Consider the following 21,233-nt stretch of genomic DNA (forward strand, 5'->3'; position numbering starts at 1 on the left):
GTCTCCTTCGAATCTCAGGATCGTCCGGATGCGCGTGCGTCGCGCCCGGGTAATTCCCTGGTCCGCGGGACTGTCCCTGGCCGGCGTGGCCGGACCAGGGATTTGCCCAGGCGCGATCAGCGCATTCGAAGGGCATCGTCGTAGACGTCCATCGACCAGAGGAGAGGACCATGAACAGCAGGTCGGCCGAGGGTCTCGCGTACGAGGTGTTCGTCAGTGAAGCGCCCGCGCAGCCCGGTGCCCTGCCGAATGGTGCGCCGAGGAGTTTCTCCCCGATCGCAAGCACCCTGATCTACGGACAAGAGAACGCCGTTCTGTCAGACCCTGGCTTCAACCCCTCCGCGGCGCGCGACCTGGGCGACTGGGTGGCCGGCAAACGACGCACGCTCACCGACATCTACATCACGCATGGCCACGGGGACCACTGGTTCGCGGCACAGCTCCTCGCCGACCGGTTCGGCGCTCGCATCGTCGCGTCCGCGGGCGTGATCCGGCCGATGCATGCCAGCGTCGCCGCCCGGCCGTTCCTGTGGGACAAGATGTACGACGACATTCCGCCGTCATCGGTCACCGCGGTGACAGTGCCGGACAATCGCTTCGCGCTGGAGGGCCACGAACTCCGGATCGTCGATGTCGGCCACGGTGACTCCGACGACTCGAGTGTCTTGCACGTCCCGGACCTCGGGCTGGTCGTCGCCGGCGACGTGATCTACAACGGCGCCCACCAGTACGTCGGCGACGCCCTGGCCCCCGACGGTCTCGCACCGTGGCGGGCCGCGATCGACAACGTCGAGGCACTCGCACCGCGAACGATCGTTGCCGGACACCTGAACCGGCTCGGTGACGACAACGCCGTCCGCCAGATCGCCGCCACCCGGCGGTATCTCGACGAAGCCGAAGCCGCCCTCAAGACCGAGACCACTGCCCTCGGCTACTTCAACCACATGATCGAGCTCCACCCCGACTACGCAGGGCAGCTGATTCTCTGGGCCGGCGCCGGCGCGCAGTACGGCGTCCGCGAACACCCGGCCGCCAACAGACCGCAGATCGTCGCCTCCGCCTGGCTGTAAAGGGAAGTCTGAACGCCACCGTCGCGTCGTCGCGAGAATGCCCGACGAGCCTGGTAGCCGTCCCACGCGACCACCGGATCGATGTCGTCGGGCAGGCTTCTGCCCACGCGGGATGTTGCTGTCAGAGGTGGTGCAATCCGCGGCGACAGCGTCGCCAAGCCGCCTTCACATCCGGGTCAGCCGGTCAGCATGTTGCTAATGGCAACAACTGCAGGACGCGGGTGCCCCGAACACTTCGTGTGCCTCGCGGAGTCGCGCTCGTCGAGTGACCGAGCCCGTAGTGTCTTGGTATGACGAATGTGTGTTTCGCCGGTATCACCGGGTGGACCGCGGCGCCGATCGTCGCTGCCATCGCAGCCTCCGATGACCTGACGCTCACCGCCGGAGTGTCCAGATCGGCGGCCGGTCAGGACATCGCGACGGTCACCAGCTCGAATGCCGGCGGATCGATCTACGGGACGGTCACCGCGGCCTTGCGATCGGCTCCGGTGGACGTGGTCGTGGACTTCACCAGCGCCACCGCGGTCAAGACGAACGTGGTCACGGCGATCGAGGCCGGGATCCATGTCGTGGTGGGGTCGAGCGGGCTGACCGCCGCCGACTATGCGGAGATCGATCGTACGGCGCGTGACCGTGGCGTCGGCGTGATCGCGGCGGGAAACTTCTCCGTGATGGCGGCCGTCCTACTGCGTGCCGCGTCGCTGGCCGCCGAGCACCTGGAGCACTGGGAAGTGCTCGACTACGCCAGCGACCAGAAGCCCGATGTCCCCAGCGGCACGTCCCGGGAGCTCGCCGAAACCTTGGGCAGTGTGCACCGGCCCGGGACTGCCATCCCGCTCCCCGACCTGCACGGTCCGGTCGAGGCCCGAGGTGCCGAGGTTGGCGGGCACCCGGATCCATTCCATCCGGTTGCCCGGTTTCGTCGTGACGACCGAGGTGGTGTTCGGTGGATCAGGGGAACGACTTGTGATGCGCCACGATCCTGGTTCGACCGCGGACCCGTACGTCGCCGGGACCCTCCTGGCGATTCGCCGCGTCGCCGACGAGCCAGGACTGCGAAGAGGACTCGCCTCACTCCTGTACGGCGATCCTGACGCGGATCGCTAGCTGTTCACCATGGGCCGGACAGTTAGGAGTCTTCTCGGCGTTTGCGTTGTTCGCTGGTCAGGTAGGTGGCGACGGCGAGGGTAGTGAGGAGTGTGTAAGCGAGTGGGAAGGATTTGTCGCGGCCCTGCGAGCCGCCCCAGTGGTCGTAGCCGAAGGCGCCGATGAGGACGGATACCACGAGCGTGAGTGCGACGTTCAGTGGCACTGCCGCGCGGACCGCCTGCGCGAACTGGCGCCAACCTGAAGGCTGAACCACCTGGCGCAGGGTGGCCAGCCAGCGCAGGTGCAGGTCGTACCAGCGGGACGGCGAGCTCCGAGCTGCATCGACGGCGCCGTAGGCGGCAGCCCACAAGGCACCGCCCGCGGCTGCTGTGACCAGTCCTGCGGTGTCAGAAGGCAGTTGGTCTGTCAGACCCAGGAAATACAGCCAATCGAAGAGCCATCGCATCAGCAACACGCTGAGGACGACCGCGGTGGCCAGGAACAGCAGCAGCCCGAGCCACCACTGGGTCTGCCGGATCCGAGCCGAGACCGGCGCCGCGTTCCCCCAGTCGGGGGACAGAACCGCCGGAAGACTCTCCGCTGGGGGCGCGACCGCAGGCCCCGGCGCGGCTGGCGATCTGGCCAGGACGATCGTACCGGCCACGTCGAACTCCCACTTGCGCGGATTCTGCAGGTGCGGTTGCCCGGCAAGCTGTCGGCGCGCGTACTCATACATATCGTCGACAGAGACCAGGCCGTCTCCGTCGATGTCGGCGGCACCGGTCTGGAGCCCGCGGGTCACGCTGGACGTGAAGATCGACGGCGTGGCACCTCCGACCACTTTGTCGCCCTCGAAGGCGTACTGCGTCGCATCGGATGCCGTCAGCACCACCAGGCCGCGCGCGTCGAAATGATCCGCGGTGTGAACCGATGGATCGGCCTTGACGGACAAGCCTCTGGCGAACGCGCCGCTGTAGCAGCAGTCCAGCACCAGAACCTTGCAGCGCGATCGACAGGCGAACAGAACGTCATTCACGAACCCAGCCGAGACAGCCGTCGAGCGCAACCGATCGCGTCGCGTATCGCGCGCGGCGAAGTACAGCCTGCCCTGCTCATCCTTCAGTCCGTGGCACGACAGATACAGCAGCACCAGGTCACCACGTTCGCGTTCGGCCGCGAAGTCCTCGATGGTCTGAGAGATCTGCCCGGATGCAGCATCCAGCACGGACGACACCGCAAACCCGCCGATCGCCGGATCCGCCAGCACACTGGCCAGCTCGGCAGCGTCGTACGCGGGCGATACCAGCTGCGCGAGGCCCTCATCCTCATACGCCGATGTGGCCACGATCAGCGCGAGCCGTCGCGCGACACCATCGCTACCCACCATCCCGCCCCCCCGTCACAAGCGAAGATCTCCCCCGCCGCAGGAACTGTCAAGCCTCCGTCCTGGCTGGCCGTCGGGACCGGCGTGACCTAACGTCCGTAGGGAGACGCCTCCGACGATCAGGAGCAGCGATGACTAGTACGACGCTCACGCCGCAGACGGACCGGGAGGACCTGCAGCGGTTCCAGATGTACATCGGCGGAGAGTTCGTCGACGCCCTGTCGGGCGCGACCTTCGCCTCGAACAATCCCTACACCGGCAAGGACTGGGCGATTGTCCCGGATGGGACGGTCGACGACGTCGACCGAGCAGTCCGAGCCGCGAGGGACGCTCTCGACGGTCCGTGGGGCAGCATGACCGGCTTCCAGCGGGCGCGGCTCCTCCAGCGACTCGGCGACGTCATCGCCGCCAACGCCGAGCGACTGGCCCGGCTCGAGGTCGCCGACTCCGGCAAGCTCTACCGCGAGATGATCGGCCAGATGCGGTACCTGCCGGAGTGGTACTACTACTTCTCCGGATTGGCGGACAAGATCGAGGGCCGCGCGATCCCCTCGGACCGGGACAACTTCTTCGTATACACCCGACGCGAGCCGGTCGGTGTCGTCGCGGCCATCACGCCGTGGAACTCGCCACTCCTGCTGATGACCTTCAAACTCGCCACCGCACTCGCGGCCGGCTGCACCTTCGTCGTGAAGCCATCCGAACACTCCCCCGCCTCGACCCTGGCCTTCGCCGAACTCGTTCACGAAGCCGGGATCCCGCCTGGCGTGTTCAACGTCGTCTGCGGGCTCGACCGGTCGGTCGGCGCATCGCTGGCCGGGCACCCCGGCGTCGACAAGGTCGCCTTCACAGGGTCGACCGCGACCGGTGCCGCCGTGGCCCAGGCCGCCGGCGCGAATCTGAACCGGGTGACGCTCGAACTCGGCGGCAAGTCCGCCCAGGTGGTCTTCCCCGACGCGGATCTCGCCGCAGTGGCCAATGGCGTCATCGCCGGTGTCTTCGCCGCGACCGGCCAGACCTGCATGGCCGGATCACGCCTCATCGTGCACGAGAGTGTCCACGACGAACTGGTCGGTCTCATCGTCGAGCGTGCCGACCGGATCCGGCTCGGAGACCCCAACGACGAGGACACCGAGATGGGACCGGCCGCGAACACACCGCAGTACCAGAAGGTGCTCGGTTACCTGGAGACGGCGCGGAAGGAAGGGGCCGTGATCGCCTGCGGTGGCGGTCCCGACCAGGACCACGGCGGCCTCTTCATCCGGCCGACCGTACTCACCAGTGTGAGTAAGGCGCATACCGTCGTCCGGGAGGAGATCTTCGGGCCGGTCCTGGCGGTGTACACGTTCCGCGACGAATCCGATGCGCTCGGTCTCGCCAACGACACGCCGTACGGTCTGGCTGGTGCGGTGTGGACGAAGGACGTGCACCGCGCGCACCGGGTCGCCGCGCGGCTCCGGGCCGGCAACGTCTGGATCAACGCCTACCGCGTCGTCGCTCCCAACGTGCCGTTCGGTGGCTTCGGGGCGAGCGGAATCGGCCGTGAGAACGGGCTCGATGCGATCCACGAGTACACCGAGGTCAAGGCCGTCTGGGTTGAACTCACCGGCGCCACCCGCGACCCCTTCAAACTCGGCTGATCAGGAAAAAGCTCGTGCCCGCGCAGGATTCGCGCGTACGCTCGGGTTCATCTGATTCGTGCTCAGGGGGCAAAATGAGCCAGCCAGCGACGCAGTCCGACTACCCCGACCACATCGATGCCGCCGTCCTGAAGATCGCCGGCGTCGTGGTGCTGGGCGCGGTGATGTCGATCCTCGACATCACGGTGGTCAACGTCGCCCTGCCGACCTTCCAGGTCGAGTTCGGCACGCCTGGCAACCCGGTCCCCTACTCACATGTCGCCTGGACGGTCACGGCGTACACGCTCGCGCTCGCGACCGTGATTCCGCTGACCGGATGGGCCGCCGATCGGTTCGGCACCAAGCGGCTCTACATGACCGCGATTCTGCTCTTCACCGCCGGGTCCGCCCTGTGCGCGACCGCGACGACCATCAACATGCTGATCGGCTTCCGCGTCCTGCAGGGCCTCGGCGGCGGCATGCTGATGCCGCTGGGCATGACCATCATGACCAGGGCCGCGGGGCCACACCGGATGGGGCGGCTGATGGCCATCCTCGGGGTGCCCATGCTGCTCGGCCCGATCCTGGGACCGATCCTGGGCGGCTGGTTGATCCAGGTGGCGAGCTGGCACTGGATCTTCCTCATCAACGTGCCGCTCGGCATGATCGCAGTGGTCTACGCCTGGTTCGCGCTGGCCAGGGACACCGCGCATCGGTCGGAGTCGCTCGACGTCGTCGGGGTGCTCCTGATGTCTCCCGGTCTCGCCTTGTTCCTGTTCGGCGTGTCCTCCCTGCCCGCCGAGAACGGTGATTTCGGTGCGACCCGAGTGTGGCTCTCGATGCTGGTCGGGGTGCTGCTGATGGCGGCGTTCGTCTGGCACTCCTTCCGGCCGGAGCATCCCTTGCTCGACCTTCGGCTGTTCCGCAACCGCAACCTCACCGTCTCGATCATCACGATGTTCCTGTTCGCCGCGGCGTTCTTCGGCGGCCTCCTGCTGGTGCCCACCTACTTCCAGCAGGTCCGCGGCGAGTCCACGCTGCAGGCAGGTCTCCTGGTGGCGCCACAGGGACTCGGCGCCATGGTGACCATGCCGATCGCCGGGAGGCTCGTGGACAAGGTGCCGGTCGGCCGGATCGTGCCGTTCGGTCTCGTGCTGATCGTCATCGGCATGTTCGGCCTGACCCAGCTCACGGCGACGACGCCGTACCTGCTGATCATCGGCATGCTGGTCGTGATGGGCTTCGGGATGGGCGCCACGATGATGCCGTTGTTCACCTCGGCGCTGAAGACACTCCCCGGCCCCCAGGTCGCGCGCGGCTCCACCCTGCTCAACATCACCCAGCAGATCGCCTCGTCCTGCGGCGTCGCGACGATGTCGGTCATCCTCACCAATCAGCTCAACAACTCGCCGATCATCCCCGGTACGCAGAACCTCCCCGGGCAGGACGGAGGCATCCGGGAGACCCAGGCGGCCATCGCGGCCAACACCCGCCCGGGGGGCATCGCCCTGCTCCATCTCGACCCCGCCGCGGTCCTGCGCGGGCTGGTCGACGCCGCCGCGTCGTTCGCACACACCTTCTGGGTCGCCTGGGTGCTGGTGGTACTCACGCTGGTGCCGGCCCTGATGCTGCCCCGCAAACGCGAGGTGACACGCCTTGTCGTCGACGACCAGGTTCCGCCCGCGGTGGTCGACTGACCGACTCGCTTCCCATAGCGTCGCCTCAGCCGGGATGGGAGGTGGGGCGTTGCAGGGTCGACGGAGTCTTGTGTGTGTTGGTGACCTTGTCGAGGACGTTGTTGTTTGGGCGGCTGGTGCGACGCGGGTGGGTACGGACAACCCGGCACGGATCCGCCGGGCACGCGGCGGCGCGGCCTCCAATGTTGCTGCGTTTGCGAGCAGTCTCGGGACGGCGGTTCGGTTCGTCGGGCGTGTTGGGGACGACGCTGTCGGCGCGGCACTGGTGCGGGACCTGGCCAGGGCCGGTGTCGACGCCAGGGTCCAGAGGCAAGGACGAACCGGCACCATCGTGATTCTGGTGGATGACGATGGAGAGCGCACGATGTACCCCGACCGAGCGGCCGCGGCTCAGCTGGCTGACGTACCTGACCTCTGGCTCTCCGGCGCGGACGCCATCCACCTCTCGGCGTACTCCCTCGCCGGGCCGTCGCTGTCCGTCCTCCGCCAAGCGTCCGGCATCGCCCGTGCCGAAGGCGCAATCCTCACCATCGATGCGTCCTCGGTCGCTCTCATCGATGCCGTCGGACCTACGCCGTTCCGTGCCCTGATCAGAACACTGCAGCCGACGTACGTCTTCGCGAACGGGATCGAAGCCGACGCCGCCTCCCTGCGAGACCTCGCCACTTCTGGTACGACGGTTGTGGTCAAGAACGGCGTGGAGCCCACTGAGGTTCATCTCGGCGGCAACAGGTCAGCAACCGTCCGGGTACCCCCTGTCGACGACGTGCGTGACACGACTGGCGCCGGCGATGCGTTCGCCGCGGGCTTCCTGTCCGCCGTACTCGATGCAGCCGATGCCGTCGAGGCCGTCGAAGCCGGCCATCGCCTTGCCCGGAGGGTTCTCGGCGAACCTGGTGCCACCCTGTCCATGACCACTGACGAGAACGGAACTGTGTGTGATTGAGCCCATCTTGTCCAACGACGTGGCGCACGCTCTGGAGAGAGGTCGCGCGGTCGTCGCGCTCGAGTCGACGATCTTCTCGAATCTCGGCCTGCCGGCGCCGGCGAACGCCGACGCACTCGGACTGTGCCAGCAAGCAGTCCTCGACCACGGCGCCACACCAGCCGTGACCGCGATCCTCGACGGCCGGCCGCATGTCGGTCTCTCGCCGGACGAAGAGAAGCGAGTGCTGCAGGGCACCCGCAAGGTCGCCGAGCGCGACCTGGCAGTGGCCCAGGCACAAGGATGGGACGTCGGCGTCACCACCGTCTCGGCGACGGTTGCCTTGGCCCACGCCGCCGGCATCTCGGTGTTCGCCACCGGCGGCATCGGCGGTGTCCACCGCGGATCAGAGCTCAGCGGCGACGTCTCGGCCGACCTCGACGCGATCGCCAACCACCCAGTCATCACCGTGAGCGCCGGCGCCAAGGCCTTCCTCGACCTGCCGCGAACACTCGAGTATCTCGAGACCGCCGGCGTCCCGGTCCTGGGCTGGCAGCACGACTGGTTCCCGGCGTTCTACACGCGGTCGAGTGGTCTGCCGATTCCACACCGGGTCGATGACGAGCGAGTCGTCTGTGACGTTCTCCGCTTCCGGGCGCGGTCGGCTACCGGCGTCCTGCTGACTGTTCCGATTCCCGTCGACGACGAGATCCCGGCGTCGCGCATCGACGCCGTACTCACGGCGGCGTTGGATGCGAGTGCCCGTGCCGGGGTCGCAGGTCCCGCCGTCACGCCGTACGTCCTCGCGAGGATCGAGAAGGAGACGGACGGGGAGAGCATCCCAGCCAACCTCGCCCTGGCCCGGAACAACGCTGACATCGCTGCCCGGATCGCCGTCACGCTCGCGGGGTGACCCAACCGTCGTGAGTCAGTCGCCGGCTGCTTGCTCGAGCTTGTCGAGGAGGGCGGCTCCGAAGTCCTTCGCCGGCATGTCGGCCACGGACAGCAGGGTCGCCGTCCTCTGAATGCCCGGGATCCGCCAGACCTGGTCCATCAGGATCGTCCTCAGCTCGCCGTAGTCGCGGACCCGCATCCGGATCAGGAGATCGAGCTCACCGGTGACCAGAGTGACGTCTTCGACCTCCGCCAGGTCCCAGAGGGCGGCCATGATCGCGGCGACGTCATATCCCGGGCCTGCTTCGATGGAGAGGAACACGACCTGCCCGTAGCCGACGACCGACCAGTCGACCTGGGCGCTGTACCCGGTGATGACGCCATTGCGCTCCAGCCGGGCCATCCGCTCACCGACAGTGGGGGCGGAGACTCCGAGCATGGTGGCGATCTGGCGCTGCGACGTACGACAGTCAGCCACGAGGATCTTCAGCAGGGCCAGGTCGATCGCGTCGAGCACGTACGGTTCGCGCGCCGTCGCGGCCACGTCACGGACGTGCGCCAAGGAGGAATGATTATCGGCGAGCATGGGGATCTCCCGCGGTCTCGGAGACGAGACGTAGTTGGGTGAAGGCGAGGATGCCCTCGATTCCGCCTTCGTAGCCGTAGCCGGAGTTGCCCAGGCCGCCCAGGGGTACGTCGGGCAGCGACGGAGCCAACTGGTTGACGCCGATGTTCGACGCGCTCAGCCGCCGGACGACCTCGTCGCGCACATCCATGCTGTTCGTGAACAGGTACGCCGCGAACGCGTAAGGCGCCGCGTTGGCTGCAGCGATCGCCTCGTCCAACGTGCTGAACGACGAGACGGTCGCGATCGGACCGAACGGCTCCTCCGAGAGGATCATGGCGTTGGAGTCCAGCGGCAGTCCGGCGACGACGGTCGGCTCGAAGTAGAAGCCATCGCGGTCCACTTGCCGGCCTCCGGTCGCGATGACGGCGCCATGATCGGCGGCATCGCGGGCGAGCCGGACAAGTGCGTCCACCCGTCCCTGGTGTGCGACCGCGCCGAGCGTCACTCCATCCTCGGTGCCGTGGCCAACGATGTAGGACGCCGCCTTGGCCGTGAGCTTGTCGACGAACTCGCGGTACAGGGACTCATGAACGAAGTACCTCGAGGGCGCGACACACGACTGACCGGCGGAACCGAACTTGGCGGCCGCCGTGGTGGCGATCACGTGATCCACGTCGGCGTCATCCATCACCAGTACGGGCGCGTGCCCGCCCAACTCCATGACTGTGCGGATGAGGTTCGGAGCCGACTGCGCGGCCAGCATCTTGCCGACGGCCGTGGATCCGGTGAAGGACAGAGCCTTGATCGCCGCGGAGCAAGTGAGCTGTTCGGAGACCGCCTGCGGATCACCGAAGACCAGATTCACCACCCCGGCCGGAAGACCTGCCTCCACCAGCAGTTCGACGATGAGTCGTGCGGTGGCCGGGGCGAACTCCGATGCTTTGAACACCACCGTGCAGCCCGCGGCGAGGGCGGCGCCGAGCTTCCGCGTCGCCAGGACAGCCGGGAAGTTCCAGGCCGTGATCACCGCGACGGGACCGAGCGGAGTCGGAATCGAGAGGCGGCGCGACCCGGCGGCAACGCCGGGGAACACGCTTGCTGGGATTCGGCCGGCCTGCTCGCCGTTCCAGCGCAGCGTCTCCACGGCGCGGGCGATCTCGCCGCGGGCGTCGGCCTCCGTCTTACCGGTCTCCAACAGGATCGTCGCCACGGCCTCCTCGCCGCGATCCGCGAGCAGTGCGGCCGCATGCCGGAGGATGTCTCCTCGAGCAGCGGCCCGCGTCGCCGACCAGGCCGGGAACGCGTTCTCGGCGGCGGTGATCGCCTCGGCGACCTGGTCGGTGCCGGCCAGCGAGACGGCACCGATCGTACGACCGTTGCCTGGGTCAACGTTGTCAAGAGCCCCGGCCTTGCCCGTGGTCCAGGATCCGTTGACGAACAGGTCCGCACTCATCCGCGCGAGGGCGGTGTCAACGGACATACGACGCTCCGTTCACGTCGATCGTGGTGCCCGTCGCGTGCTTCGCCAGACCACTCGCCAGGAACGCGATGATGTTGGCCACGTCCTGCGGTTGTGCGACCTCCCCCAGACCGGTCTGCTCCGCGGCGACCTCGACGCCGACCGTGTCACGGAAGTGCTCGTTCAAGTCGGTGTCCACATACCCAGGAGCGACAGCGAAGGCAGTCACGCCGTGACGGCCGTACTGGCGTGCGATCGTGCGCGTCATCGCAACCACACCGGCCTTGGCGGCCGCGTAGTGCCAGTACTCCGGATCCTCGCCGCGAAACGCAGCGCGCGACGCCAAGTTGATGATGATGCCGCCCCGGTCCAGTCCGGCGTACGCCGCCACCGCCTCGCGGCACAGGACCGCGGGCGCCTTGAGATGCAGGTCGAGCGAGAAGTCCCAGACCTTCAGCCACTCCTCGAGCGGGGCGTCCAGTGGAGCAGGCGGATAGGCGCCGGCATTGTTGACCAGGACGTCCACGTGCCCCTTGACGGCCCAAGCGTCGTCCCACAGCTTCTTGACCGCCTCCAGGTCGGTGAGGTCGGCGACCAGGGCCGTGGCGCTGTCACCGAGTTCCTTGGCGAGAGGATCGAGCGCGGATCCCGTGATGTCGTGAATCAGCGCGTGCCCGCCTTGGGCCACCACGCTGCGAGCGGTCGCCGAGCCGATACCGCCGCCGGCGCCGGTGATCAGAACAACGCGCCCCTCGAGGCTGCTCACAACCCACCCGCCCTTCTTGAATCTTTCAGATGTAAGCCCAGGATGGCTCAGTTGTTATCATTCTCCAAGTTCGGGACCTGAGTGATCTTACGGAGAGGTTGTTCGAATGAGTGGGCTGCGTGTTCTCTTTCTCGGTGGAACCGGAATCATCAGCTCGGCCTGCTCCTGGCGAGCAGTCGAGCTGGGACTCGACCTCACGGTCGTCAACCGGGGCCAGACCTCGATCCGCCCGCTCCCGCCGGAGGCGAAGCAGATCGCCGCCGATATCGACGACCCGGCGTCCTTGGCCGCTGTTGCCGGCCAGGACTTCGATGTCGTGGTCGACTGGATTGCGTTCACGCCCGATCAGGTACGCACCCGCACCGACGCACTGCGCGGACACGTCGGCCAGTACGTCTTCATCAGCTCCGCCTCGGCGTATCAGACGCCACCGGCCCGGCTGCCGATCACCGAGTCGACACCGTTGCGCAACCCGTTCTGGCAGTACTCACGCAACAAGATCGCCTGCGAAGACCTCCTGACCGGGCTGTACCGGGACGAGGGCTATCCCGTGACGATCGTGCGGCCTTCACACACCTACGACCGCACCCTGGTGCCATTCGATGGCGGCTGGACGATCGTCGAACGGATGCGCCGCGGGCAGCCCATCGTGGTGCACGGTGACGGGACCTCGCTGTGGACTCTGACGCACCACCGCGACTTCGCCCGCGGACTGGTCCCCCTGCTCGGCCATCCACGCACGCTCGGCGACACCTTCCAGATCACCTCCGACGACGTCTTGACCTGGGACCAGATCGCGCACGCGCTGGCCACGGCAGCCGGGACGTCAGCACAGATCGTCCACGTTCCTTCGGACGCGATCGCCGCCGTACATCAGGGATGGGGGGACGGCCTGCTGGGCGACAAGACCCATTCGGCGGTCTTCGACAACAGCAAGCTCCGCCAAGTGGTCCCGGACTTCGTCGCGACGATCCCCTTCGAAACAGGCGCCCGCGAGATCATCACCTGGTACGACGAGAACCCCGCCCGGCGCCGCGTCGACCACAACATCGACGAGGCGATGAACACGCTCGTCGCCCGCTACTCACGCTGACGTACCGCCCCTCCGAGGCTCCGTCGGCGGGGGCAGCAGACGTCGGGCCAGGTGGAGGATGAGGGAGTCTGGTGGCTGCCAGAAGGTGTGGTCGTCGGCTGACAGCGCGTAGGTCAGGGCTCCGTCGTCGATGCAGTCGAGCAGGCCCGAGTCGGCGAGTTCGTGTGCCGACCACTCGTAGATCTGTTGCAGCCGCGGGACGATCACGCCGTAGTCCAGAAGCCGGCCGAATCCGAGCTCGTTCCGCAGATAGAACCGCACCTCCTCGCGCAGTGGGTACTCGTCCGGCAGCACTCGGGACAACTGGAGGAAGATCCCGGCCATACCGAGCCTCGGGTCACCGAGCAACGGGGCGAGCGGGCGAAGCCAGCCCAAGGCGATCCGGGGCGCCGCGACGAGGGCATGGGTGTAGAGCACCCGGCACAGCACGACGTTCATGAAGAAGCGCTCAGCGACGGTCTCCGTCTCAGCCAGCGCGCGGTGCTCCAGATAGCCGGCGATCACGCTTCCGTTGTGCGCTCGCCACCACGCCCTGGCGGTCGGGTACTGCGCGAAGGACAGCCAGAACTCGACCGTGCGCGACGAGGCCGAGCCCGACAGGTCGCCGCTCAGCGCGACAGCCTCGCAGCCGTCCCGAAGGACACGCTCATTCACGGCCCGCCACCACGGACTTCCCGGACGATCACTGAAGGGTGGCTGCAGCACACCGCGCCGCAACTCCCATTGCATCGCCGACATCGCCGCCCGGCGATAGGGCAGGTGCCGAGGCGCCTTCCCGTACGGACCGTAGTAGCAACGCTGCATCAGGGCGAGCCGGCCGGACGGATCGTCGCGGACCGCGGCGACCTGCTGCTCGGCCCAAGCAGCGGCCGTCATCCCAGTTCTCACCGCCACAGGATCGCACTCACTCCCGGACGCCTACAGCACCTCACGACAGTTCGCCGCCGACCTCCGCTGCCAGCCCTGTTCCGCTGACCGCGCCTGGCAGACCAGAGCCGGCCGGAGCGGGATGCTCCGGCCGGCTCTGGCGAGGACGCGATCAACGGGCGGCTCGCTCGATCACCTGGGTCACTGCCGACGGCTGGGACACCGCGACCAGGTGCGACGCATCGGGGATCTCGACCTCTGTCGCGCCGGCCCGAGCGGCCATGAACCGCTCGGCGGCCGGGGCGATCGCCTTGTCACCGGTCGGAATCACCGCGTACTTCGGAAGGGCCGCCGGGGCGGTCTTCTCAACCGGCTCGCTGAACGCCGCAGCCGCAACCGGCCGCTGCGCCGCAATCAAGACAGCACCCTGCCGGGCCGGGATGTCCGCGGCCAGGATCGGGCCGGCCTTGTCCGGCTTCAGCGCGAGGTCCACCCCACCGGGGTAGCTGATCACGTTGGTCACGTCCGGACCGAGTTCACTGCCGGGGAACTGCGAGTTGAGTGCCCCCAGCGTCTCGCCGGCCTGCGGGATGAACGCTGCGACGTACACGAGCGACTTCACCCCGGACGTGTCCGCGAGCTCGCTGACCAGCGCGCCGCCGTACGAGTGACCGACGAGCACCTTCGGCCCGGGGATGGTCGCGAGGACGCCGCTCAGGTACGACGTGTCGGACGCGATCCCGCGTAGCGGTACGGCGGGAGCCACGACGTTGTAGCCGTCGTGCTGGAGTCGGCTGGTCACTCCGGACCAGCTCGAGCCGTCGGCGTACGCACCATGCAGCAGCACGATCGTCGGCTTCACCTGCTCGGACTGGGCGGTCTGTCCGGCCTCCGCGGCCTGGGCAGTGGTCGCCCCGGCCAGCAGGACCGCCACTCCGGCCGCGCCGACCAGCAGGTTCTTTGCATTCGACATCAGGTTTCTCATCGGTCTTCCAATCATCGGAGGGGTTCCGTTACGACCACAGTGCGTCTGTGGTTGACGTGTCACCCCAGTGGAAGTCACTGGTCCGGCTCCTGGTGCGTGTCCGGCGCCGAGGCTTTCGGCCCAGGGGCGACGCCGTCGCACCGGTCATGAGACGCTGCCCGCAGCGGCCGACGTCGAGGAGGACGTTGTATGAGAACGATCAGGTACACGCGCCCCGGCGATCCGGCTGTGCTCGAACTGGTCGACGCACCCATCCCTGAACCCCGGGACGGCGAAGTCCGGCTGCGCGTGATGGTGTCGGGGGTGAACCCGACGGACTGGAAGGCGCGCAGCGGTCAGTACGGCGGCGCACCCGCGGACGCAACCGTCCCCAACCACGACGGCGCGGGCGTGGTCGACAAACTCGGCGCCGGCGTCGACAGCCTCGGCGTCGGCGATCGCGTCTGGGTCACGCTGGCCGGCGACGGCCGTCCCGCGAGTGGTACCGCGCAGGAGTTCACCGTCGTCCCCGCCAAGCGCGTGTTCCCCTTGCCCGCGAGTGCCGGCTTCGACCTCGGCGCCAGTACCGGGATCCCGGCACTCACCGCTCATCGAGCGCTGACGGTCGGCGAGGGCGGCCCAACCCGGCTGGCACCCGATGCGCTGGCGGATCGGACGATCCTGGTCGCAGGCGGCGCCGGAGCAGTGGGCAACGCGGCGATCCAGCTCGCGCGCTGGGCGGGCGCGGAGGTGATCGCGACCGTCAGCCAGGAGGCGAAAGCGCGGCTCGCGACGGCCGCCGGGGCGCATCATGTCGTCAACTACCGCGATCCGGACGCGGTCGAGGCGATCAGGGGTATCGCGCCCGATGGGGTCGACCTTGTCGTGGAGGTCGCGGCCGGCGCCAATGCAGAGCTCGATCTGGCAGTTCTCCGCCCGGGCGGGACGATCTCGATCTACGCGAACGACGGCGGCGTCCCGGTCGATCTCGACGTATGGCGAAATATGGGGCTGAACACGCGCTACCAGTTCGTCCTGCTCTACACCGTCGGCTGGGACCGGATCTCCGCCGGCGCCACGGACATCAACCAGGCAATCGCGGACGGCGCCTTCCGGGTCGGTGAGGAGGCCGGTCTCCCCCTGCACCGCTATCCCCTCGAGGAGACAGCTGCGGCCCACGCCGCCGTCGAGAGTGGAGCGGTCGGCAAGGTGCTGATCACCGTCGCTGCCAGCTGAACACGCTTCGGTTCCCCGCGGGGCTTCCAGGGTGATCACTAGGCAAAGCCACGGGCGCGACGAAAGCGGTCCAGCGCGACCGTGAATGGTATGAACACCAACCAGATCACCTTGGCGAACCCCCGGCGGACGAGGCTCGCCGACCGTGCGGACGTTGCCCGCCTCACCGCCGTACCGAGTCCGCGCACCGACCTCGTCACCCGGCTCGCCACCGTGCCGGGCCTGGTCCGGCCCGGCATCGCGCACTGGGACATGAAGACCCGTCTCCCCCTGCAGCCGCTCTCCAATGAGAACGCGTACGGCGACCCGCGGTTGCTGCACGACCTCGCCGAACCAGGTGCAACCTTCGCCCATCAGCTCGACGTGGACGTCATCGTGGGCGCAGAGACCGGTGGGATCCCGCTCGCCACCGCAGTCGCGCTGGCCGGCGACCTCCCCTTCGCGTTCGTCCGCAAGCCTGGGTACGTCGGGCACGAAGACCATGAACCACGCGTCCGCGGAGCGTCGGTCACAGGCCGGCGAGTGCTGCTTGTCGACGATGCCGTCTCGTCAGGTACGGCGCTCGAGGCGTTTGCCGACGAACTCCAGAGCGAAGGCGCGATCCTGGTCGGAGTCTTCACCCTCGTCGACATGCGCGACGTTGCGACGTCCGTGGCTCCGATCGCCAAGACGCTGCCGATCGAGTCCATCGCCACGTACCTCGACGTACTCACAGCCGCCACCGATCACGGCATACTCGACCCGGCGACCCACCGTCTCGCCGTCGACGCCCTGGTCAACCACTGGCCCGACAAAGACCCCCGCTGGACCCTCCTGCCCCAGGCCGCCTAGCGGGGCTCCCGAAGCATCAGAGGCGCTGGTGGGCGGGGACGAAGGTGTTCGGGCCGGTTGCTTCCTCGGCGCGAATGATGTGCGTGATGGCGTTGATCATGGCCAAATGGGTGAACGCCTGCGGGAAGTTGCCGAGGTGGCGTCCGCTGAGCGGGTCGAGCTCCTCGGCGTACAGACCCAGCGGGCTCGCGTACGACAGGAGCTTCTCGCAGAGCGCGGTGGCCTGGTCCAGTTCGCCGATCTCGACGAGCGCGGACACCAGCCAGAACGAGCAGATCGTGAACGTGCCCTCGGCACCGTGCATCCCGTCGTCGGTCTCCGAGACGCGGTAGCGCAGCACCATGCCGTCCTCGGTCAGTTCGTCGGCAATTGCCCGCACAGTGGCGCGAACCCGTGGATCGTCAGCCGGCAGGAACCGCAGCAACGGCAGGAGCAACAGCGAGGCGAGCCGGAAGCTCCCCGCGGCCCGGTCGACAATCGCTCCGAACACGCTGGGTGAGTCGTGCCGCGGCAGGCACATCCACTCCACCGCACCACTCGGCGCTATCAGGCAGTTCGACTCGCAATCCGACAGGAAGGCATAGTCCGCAATCGGCGGGTGTGCGCTCCGACTCGGACCTTCCCGCAGGTCACCAGAAGTCGCGAGGGTGCGTGCCAGGGACTGAGGCAAGGTCACTCCCCTCCCTCCTTCGTCGTTCCAACCATCATGCGGAGAACGCTCGTTGGGACGCCAGTCCGAACGGCTGAGCGGCCCAGCCACGTCACATTCCGGCGGGCTGCGCCGTCGTTACCAGTGAGATCAACACACACCGTCGGCACGATGGCGTGCCCTTCGGAGGAGGTGCAATCGATGCAGCAGGTTCTGATTCGGCCGAGGCGGATTCGAACAGTCAGGCGCAGACGCCTGAAAGACCTCGACCTTCGGTCCCCGTCGGGCCGGCTACTTCCGTTCTGATTCCGACTCGACTGGCTGCCCCTGGAGGGCGGCGGTGGTTTGGTCGACGGTCAGCCGATCGGCGGGGTCTTTCGCGAGCAGGGCTTCGATGATCGGGCGCAGCGGGCCGGCGTTCACGAACGGGCCCGGCTGGGCCTCGACCACCGCGACCAGCGTGCTGAACGGGTCGCCGGCGCCGAAGGGTGACTTCCCCTCGACAGCCGCGAACAGTGTCGCGCCCAGGGAGAACAGGTCGGACGCCGGGCCGACCGCGTCACCACGGGCTCGCTCCGGTGACATGTACGCCGGACTGCCGGCCAGAGCCTCACTCGACAGGGTGTGCTGATCGTCGATGGCAGCGGCGATGCCAAAGTCCATCAGGACAACCCGCCCGTCGTCGCACAGTTGGACGTTCGCGGGCTTGACGTCGGAGTGCACCAGACCCGCACGATGCACGGCCCGCAGTGCATCGACCAGGTGCAGGGCGATCCGCCGTACGTCCGCGGTCGGGAGCGGTCCATCCGATCTCAGCGCGTCGGCCATGGTTCGCCCGGACAGCGGTTCCATGACGATCCAGTGATCGCCGGCGTCCTCGATGACGTCGTACACCTTGACCGCGTTGTGGTGATTCAGTCGCGCCGCCGCGCGCGCCTCGGCCAGCGCAGTGGCGCGGACGTGCTCGGACGCGTGGTCCGGGAGCATCATGTGCTTGAGCGCGACTCGCCGGCGCAGCAGTTCGTCCTCTCCGAGCCAGACTCGGCCCATACCGCCGCGGCCCAGCAACATCCGCAAGCGATATCGGCCGGTCACCAGGTGCCCTGGCGCGACGACCGTCGGTGGTGGGTCCACCGCGACTGTTGCCATGATCGCCTGCCTTTGCGGGTCCTGATACGCCTCTCGTGCTCTCAATACGGACGTCGGGCCGATCCGGTTCGACCTTCGATCGGTGAGAATTCCGATCGCCCCGGACACTTCTGTCTTTAGATGCCCTCGGCAACTTCTTGCGACGGGTGCATCGAAACTCTGGAGATATTGGGGTGAACCGGCCGGCGATCACGCCCGTATAGGTCCCAGACAAACCGGCACCGCGGCGTTCCGATCCGAGACCGCCGTGACCAACAGGGAGGGACCACACTATGAGCAGCACGACGAGACGTATCCGGCGGAGCCTCAGCGCGGCGGCTGCCGCGGCTATCAGCGCAGGCATCGCCGTGAGTCTGGCCGGCCCGGCATCCGCGACGCCCTCGGGGAGCGTCGCGATCGACACCGGCCAGCTGATCGTCACCGGCACGAACCACGCGGACCACATCACACTGAGCGTGCCGGCTGCCGACACGTCGGTTCTCGAGGTCGACTTCGGCGATGGTACGGCGAAGCGCACCGTGAAGCGGAGCGACTTCGGCCAGATCCAGGTCACCAGCCGGGGCGGCGACGACACTGTGCGAATCGACTACGGCGCCGAGGTGCAGCCGTTCACGATCATCGACACCGGTGACGGCAACGACACCGTATTCGGTGGCAGCGGCAACGAACTGATCCGCACCGGCGCCGGCAACGACGTCGTCGACGGGAACCGCGGCACCGACACGGCGCTGCTCGGCGACGGCAACGACAAGTTCATCTGGGATCCGGGCGACGGCAGCGACGTGATCGAGGGCGGTCGCGGCCAGGACACCATGGTGTTCAACGGTGCGGCCGGCGCGGAGAAGTTCGTTGCCTCCGCCAACGGTCCGCGACTGCGGTTCATCCGGGACCTGGGCAACATCGTGATGGACACCGATGACGTCGAGCGGGTCGCGCTCAACGCACTCGGCGGCGCCGACACGGTCACCGTCGGCGATCTGCGCGGCACCGATGTTCAGCGGGTCGACGTCGACCTCGGTGCACAGCTCAACACGAGCGGCGGCGACTCGGCCATCGACGCGGTGACCGTCACGGGCACCGCCGGCCGGGACCACATCCAGGTCTCCGGTTCCGCCGGGAACGTGCGGGTGTCGGGACTGCGGGCCGACGTACGCCTGAAGAACGCGGAACCGACCGACCACCTGACCGTCGACACGCTCGCCGGCCGCGACACGGTGGCCACCGGCGGGCTGGCGCGAGGCACGATCACGCTCAGCATCCTCTGACCGAACGACCCGGCGTCCGCCCTACCGCGGACGCCGGGTCCCCTGTGTGCGCACGTCTTGCCCAGCTCTCAGTCCATGGCAGAGGGATCTTGATAGGCGGGTACTCCGAGGAGGCGATCGACCGTGACGAAGCCGTAGCCCTTGTCGCGGAGCCGGTCGACGACCAACTTCACCGCGTCGACGGTGGCGGTCCGGTCGCCGCCTTTGCCATCACGGCCGTCATGGAAAATGATGATGGAGCCGGGGCGGGTGACCCGCACCGCGAGCCGAGCAATGCGTTCGGGACTGGGCTGAGCCACCTCGAGCGGGTGGCAGAACTCGCCGGACACCACGTGGAGGCCGTGGTCCTGGAGGAGGCTGCGAAGCGCGGGGATCCGCAGCAGCCAGGGCGGCCGGTAGAGCGCCGGCCGGACCCCGAGCTGTGCGAAGGCAGCCATCCCTTGCTCCAGATCCTCGGCGAGGGTGCCTCGGCGTAGGTACCGGGTGAAGTCGTGGGTGTGGCCATGAAGGCCGATCACATGACCTGCGGACGCCAGCCGCACGGTCACCTCCGGGTAGCGCTGGACAGCCCGACCTACCTGGAAGAACGTCGCCTGGATGCCCTCGTGGTCGAGGTAGTCCGCGAGGTGCGACGTGTGCGGTTCGTTGGGGCCGTCATCGAAGGTGAGGGCGACGTCGCGCCGGTCGGCTGGGCCGCGGTACGGGAACGGGCCGAGCGTTTGCGAGTAGGGCGACATCATGAGCCAATACGCTGCCGCCGTACCCACCGTCAGCCCCGCGACGTACCGCGAGGCTTTGGACGATCTCGTTGCGCGGCTCATCAACTGTCCATCAGTCGGGCCGTCAGCGCCGTGGCAGCGGCGGCCACGGTCAAACCAAGCAACCGGTAACGCCGCGAAGCCGGCCGAGACCGATCACTCCGGAAGGCCGGAGCGGTGCCGATGACGGCGCGCCCGGTCGCGCGGTTCAGGGTGACGGCGAGAACGTAGTAGAACAAGAACGATACGACGAGGTTGTACGCCAGGCCCTGCGTCAGCCGGCGTGCCGAAGTCAGGGTGGGATTGCCCCGGTCGAAGGCGATCCGGCCGCGTGACCTCAGCTGCCGCAGCAGACCGAGCTCGTCGGCGCCCTGGGTGCCGGTCAGGTCGTAGCCGGACCAGGCGTCCTTGCGGAATGCGATGTTGGTCGCGGTGATGTAAACGACCCGGCCGGTCACCCGGTAGGTGAGGTGCACGACTTCGAAGAGGACCCGGGCGTACACCTTGCCCCACCAGGGTCCGTCGGGGTACCGGCACGGACCCGCGACACCTACCCGGACCGGATCCTGCCGGAACGTCCGGTCGATACGGGACAACCAGCCGGCGTCGAACACGGTGTCGGCGTCGCTCGACACGACGATCTGTCCGCGGGCCGTGAGCGTGCCACGGTGCCGCGCCGCGCAGACGCCCGGTGTCTCCTCGCGTACGACGATTGCGCCGTACAGGCGGGCGATCTGCGCGGTGTCGTCGGTGCAGTTGTTGTCGACCACGATCACCTCGTGCCCGCCGGTGAAGTCTTGTCGAGCCAGCGACTGCAGGCAGCCCCCGATGAGACGTTCCTCGTTGAAGGCGGGGATCACCACACTGAACCTGGGCCCAGCTGCATCCGTGGTGATGTCGCAGGGGGCTTCCGACGACCGTCTACGTCGCACGAGCATCACCTCGCCATC

Annotated in this window: 20 protein-coding genes and 1 pseudogene; 11 read left to right on the forward strand and 10 right to left on the reverse strand. The window is 67.9% G+C overall.

Annotated features, from left to right (window positions below; genetic code table 11):
- The first annotated feature begins 170 nt into the window (after positions 1–170).
- From OG558_RS36215 to OG558_RS36225, 3 genes and pseudogenes are all read left to right on the forward strand, one after another.
- Positions 171–1,070, forward strand: coding sequence for an MBL fold metallo-hydrolase (locus OG558_RS36215; RefSeq protein ID WP_405067022.1), 900 nt, complete (start codon positions 171–173; stop codon positions 1,068–1,070).
- A 290-nt stretch (positions 1,071–1,360) separates the two neighbouring features.
- Positions 1,361–1,675, forward strand: a pseudogene (locus OG558_RS36220) (4-hydroxy-tetrahydrodipicolinate reductase); the annotation flags it as partial.
- 157 nt (positions 1,676–1,832) lie between these two features.
- The gene (locus tag OG558_RS36225) at positions 1,833–2,177 is read left to right on the forward strand and encodes a dihydrodipicolinate reductase C-terminal domain-containing protein (protein WP_405072266.1); all 345 of its coding nucleotides are present in this window, start codon (positions 1,833–1,835) and stop codon (positions 2,175–2,177) included.
- Between the two features lie 22 nt (positions 2,178–2,199).
- Here the strand turns inward: OG558_RS36225 and OG558_RS36230 are convergent, their stop codons facing one another.
- On the reverse strand, positions 2,200–3,546 hold the full coding sequence (locus OG558_RS36230; RefSeq protein WP_405067023.1) for a caspase domain-containing protein: 1,347 nt from the start codon (positions 3,544–3,546) through the stop codon (positions 2,200–2,202).
- 128 nt (positions 3,547–3,674) lie between these two features.
- On the opposite strand from OG558_RS36230, the gene OG558_RS36235 reads away from it, so the two are divergent.
- The 4 genes from OG558_RS36235 to OG558_RS36250 all read left to right on the forward strand — a co-directional run bounded on the left by OG558_RS36235 (position 3,675) and on the right by OG558_RS36250 (position 8,697).
- Entirely contained in the window at positions 3,675–5,183 is a 1,509-nt protein-coding gene (locus OG558_RS36235; protein WP_405067024.1) for an aldehyde dehydrogenase, read from the forward strand.
- 74 nt (positions 5,184–5,257) lie between these two features.
- Positions 5,258–6,859, forward strand: a complete 1,602-nt coding sequence (locus tag OG558_RS36240) for a DHA2 family efflux MFS transporter permease subunit (RefSeq protein WP_405067025.1) — start codon at positions 5,258–5,260, stop codon at positions 6,857–6,859.
- A gap of 34 nt (positions 6,860–6,893) precedes the next feature.
- On the forward strand, positions 6,894–7,805 hold the full coding sequence (locus OG558_RS36245) for a carbohydrate kinase family protein (RefSeq protein WP_405067026.1): 912 nt from the start codon (positions 6,894–6,896) through the stop codon (positions 7,803–7,805).
- The gene (locus OG558_RS36250; protein ID WP_405067027.1) at positions 7,798–8,697 is read left to right on the forward strand and encodes a pseudouridine-5'-phosphate glycosidase; all 900 of its coding nucleotides are present in this window, start codon (positions 7,798–7,800) and stop codon (positions 8,695–8,697) included. The genes OG558_RS36245 and OG558_RS36250 overlap by 8 nt, the downstream gene beginning before the upstream one ends.
- 15 nt (positions 8,698–8,712) lie before the next feature.
- Here the strand turns inward: OG558_RS36250 and OG558_RS36255 are convergent, their stop codons facing one another.
- The 3 genes from OG558_RS36255 to OG558_RS36265 are packed head-to-tail and all read right to left on the reverse strand — an operon-like array spanning position 8,713 to position 11,471.
- On the reverse strand, positions 8,713–9,240 hold the full coding sequence (locus tag OG558_RS36255; RefSeq protein WP_329476603.1) for an Lrp/AsnC family transcriptional regulator: 528 nt from the start codon (positions 9,238–9,240) through the stop codon (positions 8,713–8,715).
- 10 nt (positions 9,241–9,250) lie between these two features.
- Entirely contained in the window at positions 9,251–10,726 is a 1,476-nt protein-coding gene (locus tag OG558_RS36260; RefSeq protein WP_405067028.1) for an aldehyde dehydrogenase family protein, read from the reverse strand.
- Positions 10,716–11,471, reverse strand: coding sequence for an SDR family NAD(P)-dependent oxidoreductase (locus OG558_RS36265; protein WP_405067029.1), 756 nt, complete (start codon positions 11,469–11,471; stop codon positions 10,716–10,718). The genes OG558_RS36260 and OG558_RS36265 overlap by 11 nt, the downstream gene beginning before the upstream one ends.
- Before the next feature lie 106 nt (positions 11,472–11,577).
- Here OG558_RS36265 and OG558_RS36270 point away from each other — a divergent pair, with 106 nt between their 5' ends.
- A complete protein-coding gene (locus tag OG558_RS36270; RefSeq protein WP_405067030.1) occupies positions 11,578–12,564 on the forward strand; it encodes an SDR family oxidoreductase in 987 nt (328 codons plus the stop codon).
- On the opposite strand, the gene OG558_RS36275 is transcribed toward OG558_RS36270, so the two are convergent.
- Positions 12,556–13,452: a hypothetical protein gene (locus OG558_RS36275; protein WP_405067031.1), complete on the reverse strand. Its 897-nt coding sequence runs from the start codon at positions 13,450–13,452 to the stop codon at positions 12,556–12,558. The genes OG558_RS36270 and OG558_RS36275 overlap by 9 nt on opposite strands.
- Positions 13,453–13,603: 151 nt before the next feature.
- A complete protein-coding gene (locus OG558_RS36280) occupies positions 13,604–14,404 on the reverse strand; it encodes an alpha/beta fold hydrolase (protein WP_405067032.1) in 801 nt (266 codons plus the stop codon).
- 201 nt (positions 14,405–14,605) lie between these two features.
- Between OG558_RS36280 and OG558_RS36285 the strand changes: the two genes are divergently transcribed.
- Together OG558_RS36285 and OG558_RS36290 are read left to right on the forward strand one after the other, a co-directional pair.
- Positions 14,606–15,631: an NADPH:quinone reductase gene (locus OG558_RS36285; RefSeq protein ID WP_405067033.1), complete on the forward strand. Its 1,026-nt coding sequence runs from the start codon at positions 14,606–14,608 to the stop codon at positions 15,629–15,631.
- A 90-nt stretch (positions 15,632–15,721) separates the two neighbouring features.
- Positions 15,722–16,462, forward strand: a complete 741-nt coding sequence (locus tag OG558_RS36290; protein ID WP_405067034.1) for an orotate phosphoribosyltransferase — start codon at positions 15,722–15,724, stop codon at positions 16,460–16,462.
- A 16-nt stretch (positions 16,463–16,478) separates the two neighbouring features.
- Here OG558_RS36290 and OG558_RS36295 read toward each other — a convergent pair whose 3' ends face one another.
- Together OG558_RS36295 and OG558_RS36300 are read right to left on the reverse strand one after the other, a co-directional pair.
- A complete protein-coding gene (locus OG558_RS36295) occupies positions 16,479–17,222 on the reverse strand; it encodes a glycoside hydrolase family 15 protein (RefSeq protein WP_405067035.1) in 744 nt (247 codons plus the stop codon).
- A gap of 180 nt (positions 17,223–17,402) precedes the next feature.
- Positions 17,403–18,260, reverse strand: a complete 858-nt coding sequence (locus OG558_RS36300) for a serine/threonine-protein kinase (protein ID WP_405067036.1) — start codon at positions 18,258–18,260, stop codon at positions 17,403–17,405.
- 272 nt (positions 18,261–18,532) lie between these two features.
- Between OG558_RS36300 and OG558_RS36305 the strand changes: the two genes are divergently transcribed.
- Entirely contained in the window at positions 18,533–19,525 is a 993-nt protein-coding gene (locus tag OG558_RS36305; protein WP_405067037.1) for a calcium-binding protein, read from the forward strand.
- A 68-nt stretch (positions 19,526–19,593) separates the two neighbouring features.
- Here the strand turns inward: OG558_RS36305 and OG558_RS36310 are convergent, their stop codons facing one another.
- On the reverse strand, positions 19,594–20,346 hold the full coding sequence (locus OG558_RS36310) for a polysaccharide deacetylase family protein (protein ID WP_405067038.1): 753 nt from the start codon (positions 20,344–20,346) through the stop codon (positions 19,594–19,596).
- Positions 20,346–21,215, reverse strand: a complete 870-nt coding sequence (locus OG558_RS36315; protein ID WP_405067039.1) for a glycosyltransferase family 2 protein — start codon at positions 21,213–21,215, stop codon at positions 20,346–20,348. The genes OG558_RS36310 and OG558_RS36315 overlap by 1 nt, the downstream gene beginning before the upstream one ends.
- Positions 21,216–21,233: the final 18 nt, after the last annotated feature.

This window comes from Kribbella sp. NBC_01510 (assembly GCF_045040325.1).
Lineage (GTDB): Bacteria > Actinomycetota > Actinomycetes > Propionibacteriales > Kribbellaceae > Kribbella.

Coding starts and splice junctions, on each gene's coding strand:
- OG558_RS36215 (WP_405067022.1), top strand. CDS start 171: ATGAACAGCAGGTCGGCCGAGGGTCTCGCGTACGAGGTGTTCGTCAGT.
- OG558_RS36225 (WP_405072266.1), top strand. CDS start 1,833: ATGTCCCCAGCGGCACGTCCCGGGAGCTCGCCGAAACCTTGGGCAGTG.
- OG558_RS36230 (WP_405067023.1), bottom strand. CDS start 3,546: ATGGTGGGTAGCGATGGTGTCGCGCGACGGCTCGCGCTGATCGTGGCC.
- OG558_RS36235 (WP_405067024.1), top strand. CDS start 3,675: ATGACTAGTACGACGCTCACGCCGCAGACGGACCGGGAGGACCTGCAG.
- OG558_RS36240 (WP_405067025.1), top strand. CDS start 5,258: ATGAGCCAGCCAGCGACGCAGTCCGACTACCCCGACCACATCGATGCC.
- OG558_RS36245 (WP_405067026.1), top strand. CDS start 6,894: ATGGGAGGTGGGGCGTTGCAGGGTCGACGGAGTCTTGTGTGTGTTGGT.
- OG558_RS36260 (WP_405067028.1), bottom strand. CDS start 10,726: ATGTCCGTTGACACCGCCCTCGCGCGGATGAGTGCGGACCTGTTCGTC.
- OG558_RS36270 (WP_405067030.1), top strand. CDS start 11,578: ATGAGTGGGCTGCGTGTTCTCTTTCTCGGTGGAACCGGAATCATCAGC.
- OG558_RS36280 (WP_405067032.1), bottom strand. CDS start 14,404: ATGTCGAATGCAAAGAACCTGCTGGTCGGCGCGGCCGGAGTGGCGGTC.
- OG558_RS36285 (WP_405067033.1), top strand. CDS start 14,606: ATGAGAACGATCAGGTACACGCGCCCCGGCGATCCGGCTGTGCTCGAA.
- OG558_RS36290 (WP_405067034.1), top strand. CDS start 15,722: ATGAACACCAACCAGATCACCTTGGCGAACCCCCGGCGGACGAGGCTC.
- OG558_RS36300 (WP_405067036.1), bottom strand. CDS start 18,260: ATGGCAACAGTCGCGGTGGACCCACCACCGACGGTCGTCGCGCCAGGG.
- OG558_RS36305 (WP_405067037.1), top strand. CDS start 18,533: ATGAGCAGCACGACGAGACGTATCCGGCGGAGCCTCAGCGCGGCGGCT.
- OG558_RS36310 (WP_405067038.1), bottom strand. CDS start 20,346: ATGAGCCGCGCAACGAGATCGTCCAAAGCCTCGCGGTACGTCGCGGGG.